This window comes from Aequorivita aurantiaca, from assembly GCF_030410135.1.
GTDB classification, from domain to species: domain Bacteria; phylum Bacteroidota; class Bacteroidia; order Flavobacteriales; family Flavobacteriaceae; genus Aequorivita; species Aequorivita aurantiaca.
This window is the reverse complement of the sequence record NZ_JAUGQQ010000001.1, coordinates 510,843-526,323: the sequence shown is the minus strand read 5'-3', so window position 1 is coordinate 526,323 and position 15,481 is coordinate 510,843. Positions and strand designations below refer to the sequence as shown.

Sequence of the window (15,481 nt, the reverse complement as noted above, 5' to 3'; positions counted from 1 at the left end):
TTTCTGAAAAAAACAAAGCTGTTTTTTATGAAAGGATTCCAAATATATTTAATAACCGCAAAAAATCAATTATCATTTGAAGAAATAATTGTCTTTTAACATATAAATCAGTGATTTAAATGAAAGAAGTTGCAATGAAAATTATCAAAATTATAATTCCACAAAACTTATCGGGAGACTATTATAAGTGATTTTAGCCTTCATCTCAAAGTCGCTCGGAAATTTTCACCATAAATAATCGATTGGCCGCAACCAAAATTCCTATAGAAATCGACAAAATCGATGATTATAAAGCTATTTTATTGAAAAAGCGCCTTCAATTCCGTCGCATCCCCCGGTTTCATTTTTCCGGCAAGCACAAGACTCAATTGCTTTCTGCGGAGCGCGGCATCAAAACGTTGCTTCTCAATCTCGGTTTCGGGAATAAGTTCAGGCACTCTAACGGGATTGCCCATTTCATCGACAGCCACAAAAGTATAGATTGCTTCATTTGAAAGGCTTCTCTCCCCGCTCTCCCTATCTTCAATATAAACATCCATATAAACTTCCATAGAACTCGAAAACGCCCGTGAGACCTTTGCTTCAACGGTCACTACGCTTCCCAAGGGAATCATTTTGTTGAAAGCCACGTGGTTAACCGAGGCAGTAACAACTATTCTACGACTGTGGCGACGCGCGGCTATGCTGGCAGCTCGGTCCATTCGGGCCAAAAGTTCACCTCCGAACATATTCCCGATGGGGTTGGTTTCGCTGGGAAGCACCATGTCTGTATAAATCGTATGTGAATCCTTTGGAGTTTTCGCGTGCATCTGAAAATTTTTTCGCAAAGATACCTAAGTTCGGAAAAAAGAGAAGAGAAAATGAGGAAAGAAAAACTGGTTTAAGGGATGAAAAAACTACTGTATTTTTTGAACCAAAAGCCAGGCATCGCCATTTTCTGAATGTTTAATTTGGCGAAGTTTTGCCAACGCTTCCAAACGGTCCTCGAAACTTGCATACAAAACCTGATGCAGCCCATAACGGGTGGCATCCATTTTATATGGAGAATATCCCTTTTCACGCAGCTGTTCAATTTTTTTATTTGCATTCTCTTCCTCCCGATACGCCCCGGCCACTATATGGTACATACCCATATGTTTGGGAAGTTGCAGATTTAGTACCGGCAACGGATTTTCAATAACAAAAGTTGCTTCCTGAATTTGGTTTTCTACTAAAGAATTTGCCTTCTGTCTTTCCGCATAATTGAATTTTTGAACTTGGTTTTCATAAAGCTTCAAACTTCCGAAACCTATTGCGGAAATAGCAATTACGGCCACCGCGGCATATTTTAAATAAGGCCTCGCTTCTTTTCTTTCGGGCCTGAAAATTATTGGAGCCTTTTCTTCCGAAGTATCAATACTTTCTTGGTAAACTTCACGGCTTATTTTTGGCGAAACAAACGAAGAAAGACCAAAAGCTGAAGTGCTATAATTCTGCTGCTGCAAAGGTTCAAACTGAATGGATTTCTCAGCATTCAAGGAAAATTGTCCAATATTTTTGAAGGAAATAGTTTTTCCTTCAGTCAGCTCTTTCGAAATTTCGGCTGTAAAAATCCGAATTTTTTGCAAAGCGGTTTCGTAACTGCACTTTTCAACCGAAGCTACATAATTGGCAAACAATCCATCATTGGCCTGCAATTGTTTGTTGAATGAAACAATTTTTGAAGGCGGATGAAACGTATTTGAAACATCGTCAATATGTGCAGATTTGTACCGCGTCAAAAAAGCGCCGAAACCGGGAATAATCACACATTCGTATCGATAAAGAAGATCTGCTATGTAGGTTGTAAGTTGCATATTAACAAAATTAGCCTTTTTTGGAGGCAATCCAATTTTTGTTTTGGTAATTTATTAACAACGCAAAAATGTGTATTTTTAGATTTCCTCCCCACCTAAAAAAATTCAATGGTATGCTTTCAAAAAATGAACTGCGTTACACGCTGGCCTTGCAGCGAATTCCAAATTTAGGGGATATTTCTGCGAAAAAATTGCTTCGGAAAATGGGTTCCGCAGAGGCCGTTTTTGCCGAGAAAAAAAGCAATCTCGCAAAGATTGATGGAATTGGACTTTTGCGCCTAAAGGACATCAATCTCAATAAACAATTGGAAGATGCAGATAATGAGCTCAAATTTATTGAAGACAATAACATTGAATTCAGCTATTTTAAAGACATGACTTATCCGGAAAGATTAAAACATTGTTTAGATGGCCCCATTCTATTTTTCCATCGCGGAAATATAGATCTGGCGGGGAAGAAAATGATAAGTATTGTGGGAACTCGAAAAATTACCAGTTATGGAAATGCATTCTGCGAAAACCTCATTGAAGAACTCGCGCCATTAAATCCTGTTATTATTTCTGGGTTGGCATACGGGGTAGATATTTGCGCACATAAAGCCGCAATCGCCAACAATTTGCAGAATATCGCTTGCTTGGCCCACGGGCTAAATCAAGTATATCCAAAGGATCACAAAAAGTATGTTCAGAAAATAGAGGAAAATGGTGGATTTATTACTGAATTTTGGAGCACCGATACCTTTGACAGAAATAATTTTCTGAAAAGAAATAGAATTATAGCGGGTCTTTCCGAAGCAACCATTGTAATTGAATCTGCCGAAAAAGGCGGAAGTTTGGTTACGGCCGATATTGCAAATTCATACAATCGCGAAGTTTTTGCTGTTCCGGGAAGAGCAACGGACAGTCAAAGTCGTGGCTGCAATAATTTGATAAAACAACAAAAAGCACAGTTATTGACGAGCGCCGCCGATATAATTTATATGTTGGGCTGGGAATTGAAAACAGCACAAAAACCAAAACAAACCCAGCTATTCGTTGAATTGGATGAGGAAGAAAAAGTGATCTTCCATTTTTTAAAAGAAAGGGAAAAAGAACTCCTGGACATCATTGCTTTGGAATGCAACCTCCCCGCATTTAAAACTGCGAGTGTATTGATGAATATGGAATTGAAAGGCGTTATTCGCCCGTTGCCGGGGAAGTTATTTCAATTGATTTAGTACCCCACTTTTTCGCGTACTCTTTTCAAAACCTCATCAGCTACTTTTCTTGCTTTATCGGCGCCGGTTGCCAAAGCCGCATCAACTTCAGGTAGATTTTTCATAAAATAATTGTAGCGAGATCTTTCTTCAGAAAATTTTTCAACAATCAATTCAAACAACGCTTGCTTTGCATGCCCGTACCCATAATTTCCGCCTTCGTAATTTCTTCGCATTTGTGAAACTTCATCTTTGGAACCTAATATTTTATAAAGTGAAAACACATTGCATGTGTCCGGATTTTTGGGTTCTTCAAGCGGAGTGCTATCCGTTTCAATAGTCATTATTTGCTTTCGAAGTTGCTTGTCATCCAAAAAAATATTGATAATATTTCCCTTCGATTTACTCATTTTAGCGCCATCGGTGCCGGGAATATACATGGTTTCTTCCTGCACTTTCCCCACCGGCAACACAAATGTTTCGCCCATTTGGGTGTGGAAACGCGACGCAACATCGCGCGTTATTTCAATGTGCTGCATTTGGTCTTTGCCCACGGGCACAATTTCGGCATCGTATAATAAAATATCCGCCGCCATAAGCATTGGATATGTAAAAAGCCCAGCGTTCACATCTTCCAAACGGTCAGCTTTGTCTTTAAAGGAATGCGCCAACGTCAATCGCTGAAATGGGAAAAAGCAACTTAAATACCACGAAAGTTCTGCCGTTTGCGGCACATCGCTTTGGCGGTAAAAAACCACACGTTCAATATCCAACCCAAAGGCTAACCAAGTTGCGGCCACACTGTAAGTATTTTCACGTAGGGTTTCTGCATTTTTTATTTGCGTCAACGAGTGCATATCTGCAATAAATAGAAAGGAATCGTTTTTTGGATCGTTCGCCATTTCTATCGCGGGAATGATTGCTCCCAAAATATTTCCGAGGTGTGGCGTACCGGTACTTTGTATTCCTGTAAGGATTCTGGACATTGTTTTGAAAATTTTCAGCAAAGGTACTTTATTTGATTAATTGGCATCATTCAAATTATTACTTTTGGTTATTGATGAAAATATTGTCTTCCATTTTTGCCACGTTTTATCGCCTTTGGTTCTATTTAATAATAGCGCTTGCCACAATTATCCTCTTTCCTTTTCTACTAATCAGTATTTTGAAATATTCCTGGTATCCATTTTTTTTTAAGGTTGCACGCACTTGGTCTGCCTTCATACTTTATGGTATTGGGTGTTTTCCTATTATAAAAAGGGAAATTAAGTACGAAAAAGGAAAGAGTTACATGTTCGTGGCCAACCATACGTCGATGACAGATATTATGTTGATGTTTTACGCCACCAAAAACCCCTTTGTTTTCGTGGGAAAAAAGGAACTGGCCAAGATTCCGCTGTTTGGGTATATTTATAAACGAACTTGTATTTTGGTAGATCGCGGAAATACAAAAAGCAGAGTTGAAGCTTTTCGAAGGGCAGAAATTCGCTTGAACGAGGGTTTAAGCGTTTGCATTTTCCCAGAGGGCGGTGTGCCGGATGATCTTTCAATATTATTGGATGAATTTAAGGATGGCGCATTTCGGCTTTCCATTGAACATCAAATTCCCATTGCGCCCATGACATTTCACGATAACAAAAAACGGTTGCCGTATTCCTTTTTTATTGGCAGTCCGGGAAAAATGAGAGCAAAAATTCATCAACTAATTCCCACTACAAATTTAACTTTGGAAAACAGAAAGGAATTAAAGAAACAAACCCGCGATGTTATTTTGGGAGAATTGCTGAATGCATCAGTTTAGAATAATTGCTGAGGTAAATTCAGTCCATAAAAAAACCGTCCTATGGCGAAGAACGGTCTTTTCAATCATTCTGTTTGAAGTATAAAATCAAACAAGTTCAACTAAAAACTAACCTAAAATTTAAAACTCAATCCACTATAAACTCCTAAGTAATAAGGCTTGAAGTTTACAGAAGAATCGGTATAGGGGTTGAGCTGGTATTTAAACATTGGCTCAATATTAAACGTAAATTTCTTGGACAGTTTATAGTCCAATCCCAGCCCGACGTTAGTTGAAAAACTTACGGAAGAGAGATTGTTGGCATCTCCCAGCACAGTATTAAAATTATCTGCTTTAACCGAAACTTCATTGCTTCCTAAAAATAAAGTGCTCACACCGCCAATTACATTCACGCCCAGTTTTGTATCCAAAACTGCATATTTCAACTCCACCGGCACTTCATAATAATTTATATTCTGTATAAGCCTTGCGTCTCCTTGGGTAGATTTTGGTCTTACATCTCCAAAACCATTTGACGGAGCGGCAGTCGCAAAAGCGCCTTTGTCTACCACTGTAGTTACTATATTTCTTCCACCATAATCCACAGAAGATAATGCATAAGCTACGGGACCGGTTCCCACTTCAATGTCTGAAGTGCTATAACTTAAATCAACATTATTAACGCCGGTGCGCACGCTCAAGCGATTGTTCAGAGCGTAACTTACTTGCACTCCGTAACTCATATTCACATCTCCCTTTTGCGGATTGTCAGCAAAAGCTGGATCAATGGAGGAGCCATTGCCCAGGCTACTATAGTAAACAGGAGCCACCGTGGGCGCTACATTCCATCGATGTTCGGGTTTTTCTTTTTTCGATTTTTCAGTTGGTGGTGCAAGTTCATCTTTCTCCGCAATGGCATCGAAAATTGACTTTTTATTTTTGGAATCTTCAGCAACTTCCTCCTCCGTTTTTACTAAATTCTTTTTGGATTTATTCTTTTCCGAATTGCCTTTAATGGCAAGACCTTCTTTTTTGTAATCGAAAACAGATTTATCAGTATTTATCAGGGTTTCATTATATTCCTTTTTGTCGGCATTAATTTTTTCAGAAGATTTATCGGAATTTGCAATTCTTTCATTTACCTTATTTTTCTGCGAATTTTTATCAATCAAATCCTTACGTGAATTATCTTTTGATTTCAAATTCTTATTATCCGAATTACTTGAAGCGATTACGGTAAGATTTGAATTTTCAGAAGACTTAATATTATTTCTATCGGAAGATTTTGCTTTATTTTCGTTTATTGTAGCCTTATCTTCAAAAATAGTCAAATCCTTTGTAGATTCATTTTGCAGGGTATTTTCTTCGGAAGCAACTTGCGTTTCGTTCGCTCTTATTTCTTTTTCAAACTTTGAATCTTCGTGCAGTTTTTCTTCAGTCTTTTGAACATTTTCATCGGTAATGGAAGGAGATCCTAAATCTGATGGACTAAAAACCCAGTTGCCAACGGAAAGCATAACAGCTAGCAACGCAGCAACGCTGCCCAATTTTATCCACAATGGGATAACCTTGCGGTCTTCTTTCTCCTTTTTAAGTTGCGCTTGGATGTTTTCCCAAACGCGCGGGGAAGGAGTGGCTTCAAAATTTTTGAAACCTTCGTTAAAAATATTGTCTATGTTTTTCTTTTCTTTCATTGTCATTTCCGCCTTTCGGCTTCGCTCAAGATTGACTTCAGCGGAAATCCCTTTTTAAAACCCCTACCCTTCAGCAGGGGCTTTTTTATTCTAAATATTCAAAATAAATAATGCTTTAAGTGTCGTTATTCGCATTATATTCTTCAATCTTTTTTTGTAAAATTATTCTGGCGCGGGCCAGGTTTGATTTAGATGTACCATCGCTGATTCCCAACATTTCTGCTATCTCTTTGTGCTGATAGCCGTCCATCACGTACATACTAAAAACCAATCTGTATCTGTCTGGCAATTCTTGAACAATTTTCAGAAGAAATTCCAACGGAATTTCGTCCGTTTCAATTTCTACTTCTTCCTCATCCTGAATCTGCCCTTCATCAACAATTTCAAAAGAACGCTGCTTTCTGTATTTTTGAAGGACGGTATTTACGGTTACCCGTTTCATCCAACCTTCAAAAGAACCTTTGCCATTGTACTGCCCAACTTTTTTAAAAATTGTAAGGAACGCATCCTGCAAATTATCTTCGGCTTCGGTATAATTTGGCGAATACCGAAGGCAAATGGCGAATAATATTCTATTGTATTGCTTGTACAATTCGCCCTGTGCGCTTGCATTCTGCTGCTTACATTGTATTATGAGCTCGTCTAACGTCAAATGCGGTACCGTGAGTTTGGTTTGTTGTAAATACCTCCGTTATTTTAGAGGGCAACCGTAATAATCAAGGTTCCTACATTTTGTAGATACCGGTGTATTAAAAGGGTTGCGTAGCTCGCTGAAAAATTATTGGTTTATTGTCGCAATGGCGTCTTTGATTTTCTTTTCGAGCTCGTCCATCAATTCAGGGTTGTCCAGTAAAAGGGCTTTTACGGCATCGCGACCTTGACCCAGTTTGGTATCGTCATAGCTGAACCATGAACCCGCTTTTTTAATTATTTCAAAATCAACGCCAAGATCAATTACCTCGCCCACTTTTGAAATTCCTTCACCATACATAATGTCAAATTCGGCCTGCTTGAAAGGTGGCGCAACTTTATTTTTCACCACTTTTACGCGAGTTTTGTTTCCGGTTGCGTTGCTGTCGGTATCTTTAATTTGTGTGGAACGGCGAATGTCCAATCGTACCGAAGCGTAAAATTTCAAAGCGTTTCCACCTGTTGTAGTTTCTGGGTTTCCGAACATTACGCCAATTTTTTCACGCAATTGGTTAATGAATATTACGGTACATTTGGTTTTGCTGATAGAGCCAGTAAGTTTTCTTAAAGCTTGGCTCATCAAGCGGGCGTGCAGGCCCATTTTGCTGTCGCCCATTTCGCCCTCAATTTCGCTTTTGGGAGTAAGAGCCGCAACCGAATCGATAATTACAATATCAATTGCGCCACTTCGGATTAAATTATCTGCGATTTCCAAAGCCTGCTCGCCATTGTCTGGCTGTGAAATGATGAGATTTTCGATATCTACACCCAACTTTTCGGCATAACTCCTATCGAATGCGTGTTCAGCGTCAATGAAAGCGGCAATTCCGCCTTTTTTTTGTGCTTCAGCAATCGCGTGTAATGTTAGGGTTGTTTTACCCGAGGATTCCGGGCCGTAGATTTCTATTACCCTGCCGCGGGGATAGCCTCCTACTCCGAGGGCAACGTCGAGCCCCAATGAACCGGTGGGGATTACGTCCACATCTTCCACAGCGCTATCACCCATTTTCATTACGGTTCCCTTTCCGTAGGTTTTATCTAATTTATCTAAGGTTAGCTTTAAAGCTTTCAGTTTGGCGTCTTTTTCAGTGCTCATTTTCAGTGTTTTTAATGAAATAAAAGTAGTAGGCTAATGTACTATTTCTTTGCTTTTGATACAAAAGTAAAAAGTCCAGCAAACTGTTTTTTGTTAACAAAAAATGAAATGATTATTTTTGCCGCCTTATTTATTAAAATCAATTCTTTTCACCTAAAAAAAGTATAGCATGCAACTGTACAATAAACTAAGTGCAAAGGAAAGGGAAACACTTTTGGAACAGGCCGGAGAGGAACGGCTTACCCTTTCTTTTTATCAATATGCCAAGATAGGCAACCCGCATCTTTTCAGAAATCATCTTTTTGTAGCCTGGCACGAGCAGGACGTTTTGGGCCGAATTTATGTGGCGCACGAGGGCATCAATGCGCAGCTTTCCGTTCCAGCGAAACGTTTTATGGAATTCAAGGAATTTTTGGACGGCATTTATTTTTTGAAAGATGTTCGGTTAAATATCGCAATAGAGCAAGATTTAAAATCATTTCTAAAATTGAAGGTCAAGGTTCGCGATAAGATTGTTGCGGATGGTTTGAACGATGAAACCTTTGACGTTACTAACAAAGGAACTCACGTGGATGCGATAAAATTCAATGAATTAATTGAAGACCCTGATGTGGTTTTGGTAGATATGCGAAACCATTACGAAAGCGAAATCGGCCATTTCAAAAACGCGATCACGCCAGATGTTGACACCTTCCGCGATTCTTTGGATATTATTGAAGCCGATTTAAAAGACCACAAAGAAAACAAAAAACTCGTAATGTACTGCACCGGCGGAATCCGTTGTGAAAAAGCCAGTGCCTATTATAAACACAAAGGTTTTAAAAATGTATTTCAGCTGGAAGGGGGCATTATTGAATATGCACGGCAAGTTGAAAACCAAGGTTTAGAAAATAAATTTATCGGAAAAAATTTCGTTTTCGACCATCGCCGTGGCGAACGAATTACGGATGATGTAATTTCGCACTGCCATCAATGCGGAGAACCTTGCGATACGCACACAAATTGCGCAAATGAAGCTTGCCATTTATTATTTATTCAATGTGAAAAATGTGAAGTTGCAATGGAAAATTGTTGCAGTGAAGAATGCATTGAAGTAATCCATTTGCCGATAGAAGAACAAAAAAAGCTTCGCCAAGGAATTCCAAATAGCAATAAGATTTTTAAAAAGGGACGTTCGGAAAAGTTAAAGTTTAAAAAATAGTACGGGTCTCCCTAACCCCCGAAGTAGAATAATTACTTTCAATTGCTCCCCTTCTTTGCAGGGGTCGGGGAAGGACTTCAAAAATCGTAAATCCCAAATCTGCAATCGTAAATTAATTTGGGTATCTTTACCCCTTAATAGTTTTTGTTTAATTTTTCGTCCCCAAATTCTTCGGAAAAAGGGCATTATATATAAAAAATATGGGCTGTACCAGCTGTGCCACGGGCGCCAACGGACAGCCAAAGGGATGCAAGAACAATGGTACTTGCGGAACCGATGGCTGCAACAAACTTACGGTGTTCGACTGGCTTTCAAATATGCAACTTCCCGCAAACATGGAACCCTTCAATGCGGTGGAGGTGCGCTTTAAAAACGGAAGAAAGGAATTCTTTCAAAACCCTGAAAATCTTACTTTAAGTATTGGTGATATAATTGCTACCGAAGCCTCACCAGGACACGATATTGGCATTATAACGCTTACCGGCGAATTGGTGCGCGTGCAAATGAAAAAGAAAAAAGTGCCGCTGAAAGTGGAATCGCTTCCAAAAATATACCGAAAAGCCTCACAAAAAGACATTGATATTTGGCAGGGGGTTCGTGATAGAGAGGCCGATGTGCAGAAGCGTTCGAGGGAAATCGCTATTCGGCTAGGGCTTCAAATGAAAATCAGTGATGTGGAATTTCAGGGAGATGCTTCAAAAGTTATTTTTTATTACACTGCCGAAGACCGTGTGGATTTCCGGGAACTTATCAAGGAATTTGCACGCACCTTCAATACACGTATTGAAATGAAACAGGTTGGTTTCCGACAGGAAGCCGCGCGTTTGGGCGGAATTGGAAGTTGCGGCCGCGAACTTTGCTGCTCCACTTGGCTTACGGATTTTCGATCCGTAAATACTTCCGCGGCTCGCTATCAGCAGCTTTCGCTTAATCCTCAAAAACTTGCTGGGCAGTGTGGAAAGCTGAAGTGCTGTTTGAATTATGAATTGGATACGTATTTGGAGGCATTGGAAAGTTTTCCGAATACTGAAACAAAATTACAAACAGAAAAAGGAAACGCTACTTGCCAAAAGATTGATATTTTTAAGGGGTTGCTCTGGTACGCATATGAAAAGGAATTTATGAATTGGCACCAATTGACCGCGGAAAAGGCCAATGAAATAATTGAATTGAACAAAAAAGGAATAAAACCTACTGCGCTCGAGGAATATACACCCGAAATACCAAAACAAGAAAAAGAGCCTTATAGCAATGTAGTGGGCCAAGACAGTTTAACCCGTTTTGACCAACCAAAAAATAAAGGCATAAAACGAAGAAATAAATCCAGAAACAAAAATAAAAATACGGCGGTTGCCACGGCAGATAATCCTGCAAAAAACAATCCTAAGCATAAGCAGTCAAAAAAATCTGGTAATAGGCCTAGAAAAAAACCTACAAACCAAAACAGGAATTCCAAGCCACCCAAAAATGAATAAACTATTGGCACTTTTTTTTACCGCTGCCTTGCTTGCATCCTGCGAAACCAATACAGTGTTTAGCGAAGTTCAAGCGCTGGACGGCCAGTGGGGCGCTGAAGAAGTTGTTGCATTTCAATTGCCGCAGCTGGATTCCTTAAAAAAATATAACCTTTACCTAAACATTAGAAACACCAACGAATATAAATTCAACAATATATTTTGTATAGTTTCCATGAATTTCCCCAATGGAAAAACAGTTACGGATACACTTGAATATCGCATGGCCAATCCTGACGGTTCGTGGATGGGCCATGGAATAGGTGATATTAAAGACAACAAATTGTGGTATAAAGAAAATGTCCAGTTCTTTGAAGAGGGAAATTACACCGTTCACATAGGCCATGCAGTACGCAATAATGGCGAAGTGGACGGCGTTACCAAACTTGAAGGAATTACGGATGTTGGTTTCAGTGTTGAAGAGGCCTCCAAAGAGTAAAAAATATGGCAACGAAAAAATCAGCTCCCAAAAAGAAAACCGACAACAATTTGTCCCCTCACATAAAAACCTTTTGGAAAATTTTCGCAGGGTTCATTCTTTTAATCATTTTATTTTTCCTTCTCGCTTCGTGGGGGGTTTTCGGAAGTCTGCCAGATGAAACCAGCCTCGAGAATCCTGAAAAAAATCTGGCTACTGAAATCATTTCATCCGATGGAAAGACCATCGGAAAGTTCTATAAGGAAAACAGAACCCCAGTTCCATTTGACACTCTGCCCGATCATCTCGTGAACGCTTTGATCGCCACCGAGGACGTACGTTTTTATGATCACTCGGGGATTGATGGAAGAGGAACCATACGCGCCGTTGCATTTCTTGGCTCGCGTGGTGGGGCCAGTACTATTACGCAACAGTTGGCGAAACTCTTTTTTACCGAACAAGTGTCGCGAAACAAGTTACAGCGCGGTTTACAGAAAATTAAGGAATGGATTATTGCCACCCGTTTGGAACGCCGTTACACGAAAGAAGAAATTATTACCATGTACTTTAACGAATATGATTTCGTGAACCAAGCGGTCGGGATCGAATCTGCCGCCAATATTTATTTTGACAAACCTCCCTCACAGCTTTCAACCGTAGAATCTGCAACCTTGGTAGGAATGTTCAAAAATGCATCGCTATATAACCCAGTGCGCAACCCAGTGGGAGTAACCAATAGACGGAATGTTGTTCTCTCCCAAATGGAGAAATATGACTATATATCAGAAAAAGTTAAGGATTCCCTGCAAGCACTTCCTTTAAATATAAAGTTTACACCTCAAGGCCACGATGAAGGCAGTGCAACTTATTTCCGTGAATATGCACGTCATTTTATGGAGGATTGGATAAAGGAACATCCAAAACCCGACGGCAGCAAATACAATATTTATCAGGATGGTCTAAAAGTATTTGTAACCATAGATAGTAAAATGCAGGAATATGCAGAGCAGGCTGTCAAGAAACATATGGCTCATCTTCAAAAGGCCTTTGACGAACAAAACAAAAAGAACAAAACTGCACCTTTCCGCGATATTACGGAAGAAGAAACCAAAAGCATTCTAAATTCCGCAATGCGAAAAAGCGATAGATGGCGAGAAATGTCCAACCGAGGCATTGATGAAGAAGATATTATAAAAAGCTTTAAAAAGAAGGTGCCCATGCGCGTTTTCTCATGGAAGGCCGATATTGATACCGTTATGACGCCAATGGATTCCATCCGATACCACAAATCATTTTTACAGGCAGCCATGATGTCCATGACTCCGCAAACCGGCGAGGTAAAAGCCTGGGTAGGCGGGATAGATTACAAACACTATAAGTATGACATGGTAAAGAAAGGGAAGCGCCAAATTGGCTCTACTTTTAAACCTTTTGTTTATGCAACGGCCATAGACCAAATGCACATGTCGCCCTGTGACACATTGCCAAATACGATTTATACTATTCCAACAGGCAAACACGGTCTTCTACAGCCGTGGACGCCAAAAAACGCCGGAGGTGGCTATGGCGGTATGGTGAACTTAAAATATGCTCTTGCAAATTCAATTAACACAATAACGGCACGCTTAATTGACCGCGTTGGACCACAACCGGTAATTGATTTAGTTGAAAAAATGGGGGTAGACACCGAAAAAATGCCTGCCGTTCCATCCATAGCCCTGGGAACACCAGATGTATCAGTATATGAAATGGTTGGCGCATACAGCACCTTCGCCAATGAAGGCGTGTACGTGGAGCCTATTTTAATTCAAAGAATTGAAGATAAAAACGGTACGGTGCTTTATCAAAATGTTCCCAAAACGAAGGACGTAATCAGTAACGAAACAGCCTATGTAACCGTAAGCCTAATGGAGGGAGTTACCCAATCCGGCTCCGGAAGCCGTTTGAGAGGTACGGGACGTGAAGGATCCGCGGTTTATAAAAATGCAGTTACCGGCTATCCCTATAACTTCACAAACCCTATTGCCGGCAAAACCGGTACAACCCAAAATAATAGTGACGGTTGGTTTATGGGTATGGTTCCGAACCTTGTGACCGGCGTATGGGTAGGTGGGGACGACCGTGCGACCCATTTTGCTTCAACCGCCTACGGACAGGGTGCAACTATGGCACTACCCATTTGGGGAATGTATATGAAAAGCTGTTATGCCGATGAAGATCTGAATGTTTCAACCGAACATTTTAAGCGGCCCGCAAAACTCTCCATTGAAACGGACTGTTCAAAATGGCGCGAGGGCAACTCTGACATTGAAGAAATACCCGATGAATTTGGAATTTAATCCCTTTCATTTAGTGATCAGCAATAACAACCTCACTAGCGTGCACGCGCTGTGAGGTTTTTTTATAGATTGAAATTTTGTAATTTTCAGAAAAAATAAAAAATGATTAAAAAGACAGTTGCAAATGTCCGCGAAGCCTGTGAGGGCATTGCTGATGGAATGACTTTTATGTTAGGCGGTTTTGGCCTGTGCGGTATTCCGGAAAATATAATAGCAGAATTAGTCCGAAGAAATATCCAAAATGTTACCTGCATTTCAAACAATGCCGGTGTAGATGATTTTGGGCTCGGGCTTTTGCTAAAAAAGCATCAAATAAAGAAAATGATTTCTTCATATGTGGGAGAAAACGCTGAGTTTGAGCGCCAAATGCTCAGTGGCGAAATGGAAGTTGAATTGGTGCCACAAGGAACATTGGCACAACGATGCGAAGCTGCCCGAAGCGGAATTCCTGCATTTTTCACCCCGGCCGGCTACGGAACCGAAGTTGCCAAAGGAAAGGAAACACGGGAATTTCACGGAAAAATGTATGTAATGGAAAAAGCGTTTGAGGCAGATTTCTCCTTTGTGAAAGCTTGGAAAGGCGACGAAGCCGGGAATCTGATTTTTAAAGGGACCGCCCGAAATTTCAACCCCGCAATGTGCGGTGCGGGAAAAATAACCGTTGCTGAAGTGGAAGAGCTTGTGCCGGCTGGCGAATTGGACCCAAACCATATCCATATACCTGGAATTTTTATCCAAAGAATATTTCAAGGTGAAAATTATGAAAAGAGAATTGAGCAACGAACTGTAAGAAAAACAAACTAATGGCACTTTCAAAAGAACAAATAGCGCAACGAATTGCAAAAGAAGTTAAGGACGGATACTACGTAAATTTAGGTATCGGCATCCCAACTTTAGTGGCCAATTTTGTACGCGACGATATAAGTGTGGAATTCCAAAGCGAAAACGGAATTCTCGGGATGGGACCCTTTCCATTTGAAGGCGAGGAAGATCCAGATTTAATAAACGCCGGAAAGCAGACGATAACCGCAATGCCCGGCGCATCTTTCTTTGACTCGGCAATGAGTTTTGGAATGATTCGTGGCCAACACGTGGATCTTACAATTTTAGGTGCGATGGAGGTTTCTCAAAACGGTGATATTGCAAACTGGAAAATTCCTGGAAAAATGGTGAAGGGAATGGGCGGGGCAATGGATTTAGTAGCTTCCGCAGAAAACATAATTGTAGCCATGATGCACACCAATCGTGAAGGTGAATCGAAACTTCTAAGGCAATGTAGCCTTCCGCTGACAGGTGTGAAATGCGTAAAAAAAATAGTGACCGATTTAGCGGTATTAGAAATTATTGAGGGTAAGTTTCACCTATTGGAACGTGCGCCGGGCATCTCCGTTGAAGAAATTCAAAAAGCAACTGAAGGAGATTTAATAATTAAAGGAAATATACCTGAAATGGTGTTTTAAATTTTACTTCTATCCATAGATTTTCAGGGCCGGGATTATAGTATTCGATGTTAATATACTACTAATATATGTTGAAATGTTAATTTTTAATGTATTTCATCGAAATTAAATGCTTTTAGTCGTTCTGTTCGAAAATAGTTGCCATCTTAGCAGTCCCAAATCTTACCAACTTAACCTCATATGGAAAAAGTAATTAGATCATTTAAAAGCACAAAGGAATTATTAGCAAACGTGCTTTTCATTTTTAAGAAAGTGTTT

The 15,481-nt window shown here is 40.1% G+C and carries 14 protein-coding genes; 8 read left to right on the top strand and 6 right to left on the bottom strand.

Going from position 1 to position 15,481, the window contains the following annotated elements:
* Positions 1-299: 299 nt before the first annotated feature.
* The gene (locus QRD02_RS02480) at positions 300-809 is read right to left on the bottom strand and encodes an acyl-CoA thioesterase (RefSeq protein WP_290253315.1); all 510 of its coding nucleotides are present in this window, start codon (positions 807-809) and stop codon (positions 300-302) included.
* 87 nt (positions 810-896) lie between these two features.
* Positions 897-1,835 (bottom strand): HU domain-containing protein, encoded by a 939-nt coding sequence (locus QRD02_RS02475; protein ID WP_290253314.1) that lies wholly within the window; start codon positions 1,833-1,835, stop codon positions 897-899.
* 113 nt (positions 1,836-1,948) lie between these two features.
* Between QRD02_RS02475 and dprA the strand changes: the two genes are divergently transcribed.
* Positions 1,949-3,052, top strand: a complete 1,104-nt coding sequence (gene dprA / locus QRD02_RS02470) for a DNA-processing protein DprA (protein WP_290253313.1) — start codon at positions 1,949-1,951, stop codon at positions 3,050-3,052.
* On the opposite strand, the gene trpS is transcribed toward dprA, so the two are convergent.
* Positions 3,049-4,017, bottom strand: coding sequence for a tryptophan--tRNA ligase (trpS, locus tag QRD02_RS02465; protein WP_290253312.1), 969 nt, complete (start codon positions 4,015-4,017; stop codon positions 3,049-3,051). The two genes, dprA and trpS, sit on opposite strands and share 4 nt — an antisense overlap.
* A gap of 74 nt (positions 4,018-4,091) precedes the next feature.
* Here trpS and QRD02_RS02460 point away from each other — a divergent pair, with 74 nt between their 5' ends.
* The gene (locus QRD02_RS02460; RefSeq protein WP_290253311.1) at positions 4,092-4,832 is read left to right on the top strand and encodes a lysophospholipid acyltransferase family protein; all 741 of its coding nucleotides are present in this window, start codon (positions 4,092-4,094) and stop codon (positions 4,830-4,832) included.
* Between the two features lie 113 nt (positions 4,833-4,945).
* On the opposite strand, the gene QRD02_RS02455 is transcribed toward QRD02_RS02460, so the two are convergent.
* The 3 genes from QRD02_RS02455 to recA all read right to left on the bottom strand — a co-directional run bounded on the left by QRD02_RS02455 (position 4,946) and on the right by recA (position 8,291).
* Positions 4,946-6,505 carry an outer membrane beta-barrel protein gene (locus QRD02_RS02455; protein WP_290253310.1) on the bottom strand — a complete coding sequence of 520 codons (1,560 nt, stop codon included), beginning with the start codon at positions 6,503-6,505 and terminating at the stop codon, positions 4,946-4,948.
* Between the two features lie 115 nt (positions 6,506-6,620).
* The gene (locus tag QRD02_RS02450; protein WP_290253309.1) at positions 6,621-7,157 is read right to left on the bottom strand and encodes an RNA polymerase sigma factor; all 537 of its coding nucleotides are present in this window, start codon (positions 7,155-7,157) and stop codon (positions 6,621-6,623) included.
* Between the two features lie 126 nt (positions 7,158-7,283).
* Entirely contained in the window at positions 7,284-8,291 is a 1,008-nt protein-coding gene (gene recA / locus QRD02_RS02445; protein ID WP_290253308.1) for a recombinase RecA, read from the bottom strand.
* Between the two features lie 169 nt (positions 8,292-8,460).
* Between recA and trhO the strand changes: the two genes are divergently transcribed.
* The 6 genes from trhO to QRD02_RS02415 all read left to right on the top strand — a co-directional run bounded on the left by trhO (position 8,461) and on the right by QRD02_RS02415 (position 15,223).
* A complete protein-coding gene (gene trhO / locus QRD02_RS02440; RefSeq protein WP_290253307.1) occupies positions 8,461-9,492 on the top strand; it encodes an oxygen-dependent tRNA uridine(34) hydroxylase TrhO in 1,032 nt (343 codons plus the stop codon).
* 200 nt (positions 9,493-9,692) lie between these two features.
* Positions 9,693-10,967 carry a PSP1 domain-containing protein gene (locus QRD02_RS02435; protein ID WP_290253306.1) on the top strand — a complete coding sequence of 425 codons (1,275 nt, stop codon included), beginning with the start codon at positions 9,693-9,695 and terminating at the stop codon, positions 10,965-10,967.
* On the top strand, positions 10,960-11,445 hold the full coding sequence (locus QRD02_RS02430) for a gliding motility lipoprotein GldH (RefSeq protein WP_290253305.1): 486 nt from the start codon (positions 10,960-10,962) through the stop codon (positions 11,443-11,445). The genes QRD02_RS02435 and QRD02_RS02430 overlap by 8 nt, the downstream gene beginning before the upstream one ends.
* Before the next feature lie 5 nt (positions 11,446-11,450).
* Positions 11,451-13,763 carry a penicillin-binding protein 1A gene (locus QRD02_RS02425; protein ID WP_290253304.1) on the top strand — a complete coding sequence of 771 codons (2,313 nt, stop codon included), beginning with the start codon at positions 11,451-11,453 and terminating at the stop codon, positions 13,761-13,763.
* Between the two features lie 102 nt (positions 13,764-13,865).
* The gene (locus QRD02_RS02420) at positions 13,866-14,567 is read left to right on the top strand and encodes a CoA transferase subunit A (RefSeq protein ID WP_290253303.1); all 702 of its coding nucleotides are present in this window, start codon (positions 13,866-13,868) and stop codon (positions 14,565-14,567) included.
* The gene (locus QRD02_RS02415; protein WP_290253302.1) at positions 14,567-15,223 is read left to right on the top strand and encodes a CoA transferase subunit B; all 657 of its coding nucleotides are present in this window, start codon (positions 14,567-14,569) and stop codon (positions 15,221-15,223) included. The genes QRD02_RS02420 and QRD02_RS02415 overlap by 1 nt, the downstream gene beginning before the upstream one ends.
* The last annotated feature ends 258 nt before the right edge of the window (positions 15,224-15,481 follow it).

Coding starts and splice junctions, on each gene's coding strand:
- QRD02_RS02480 (WP_290253315.1), bottom strand. CDS start 809: ATGCACGCGAAAACTCCAAAGGATTCACATACGATTTATACAGACATG.
- QRD02_RS02475 (WP_290253314.1), bottom strand. CDS start 1,835: ATGCAACTTACAACCTACATAGCAGATCTTCTTTATCGATACGAATGT.
- dprA (WP_290253313.1), top strand. CDS start 1,949: ATGCTTTCAAAAAATGAACTGCGTTACACGCTGGCCTTGCAGCGAATT.
- trpS (WP_290253312.1), bottom strand. CDS start 4,017: ATGTCCAGAATCCTTACAGGAATACAAAGTACCGGTACGCCACACCTC.
- QRD02_RS02460 (WP_290253311.1), top strand. CDS start 4,092: ATGAAAATATTGTCTTCCATTTTTGCCACGTTTTATCGCCTTTGGTTC.
- QRD02_RS02455 (WP_290253310.1), bottom strand. CDS start 6,505: ATGAAAGAAAAGAAAAACATAGACAATATTTTTAACGAAGGTTTCAAA.
- recA (WP_290253308.1), bottom strand. CDS start 8,291: ATGAGCACTGAAAAAGACGCCAAACTGAAAGCTTTAAAGCTAACCTTA.
- trhO (WP_290253307.1), top strand. CDS start 8,461: ATGCAACTGTACAATAAACTAAGTGCAAAGGAAAGGGAAACACTTTTG.
- QRD02_RS02435 (WP_290253306.1), top strand. CDS start 9,693: ATGGGCTGTACCAGCTGTGCCACGGGCGCCAACGGACAGCCAAAGGGA.
- QRD02_RS02430 (WP_290253305.1), top strand. CDS start 10,960: ATGAATAAACTATTGGCACTTTTTTTTACCGCTGCCTTGCTTGCATCC.
- QRD02_RS02425 (WP_290253304.1), top strand. CDS start 11,451: ATGGCAACGAAAAAATCAGCTCCCAAAAAGAAAACCGACAACAATTTG.
- QRD02_RS02420 (WP_290253303.1), top strand. CDS start 13,866: ATGATTAAAAAGACAGTTGCAAATGTCCGCGAAGCCTGTGAGGGCATT.
- QRD02_RS02415 (WP_290253302.1), top strand. CDS start 14,567: ATGGCACTTTCAAAAGAACAAATAGCGCAACGAATTGCAAAAGAAGTT.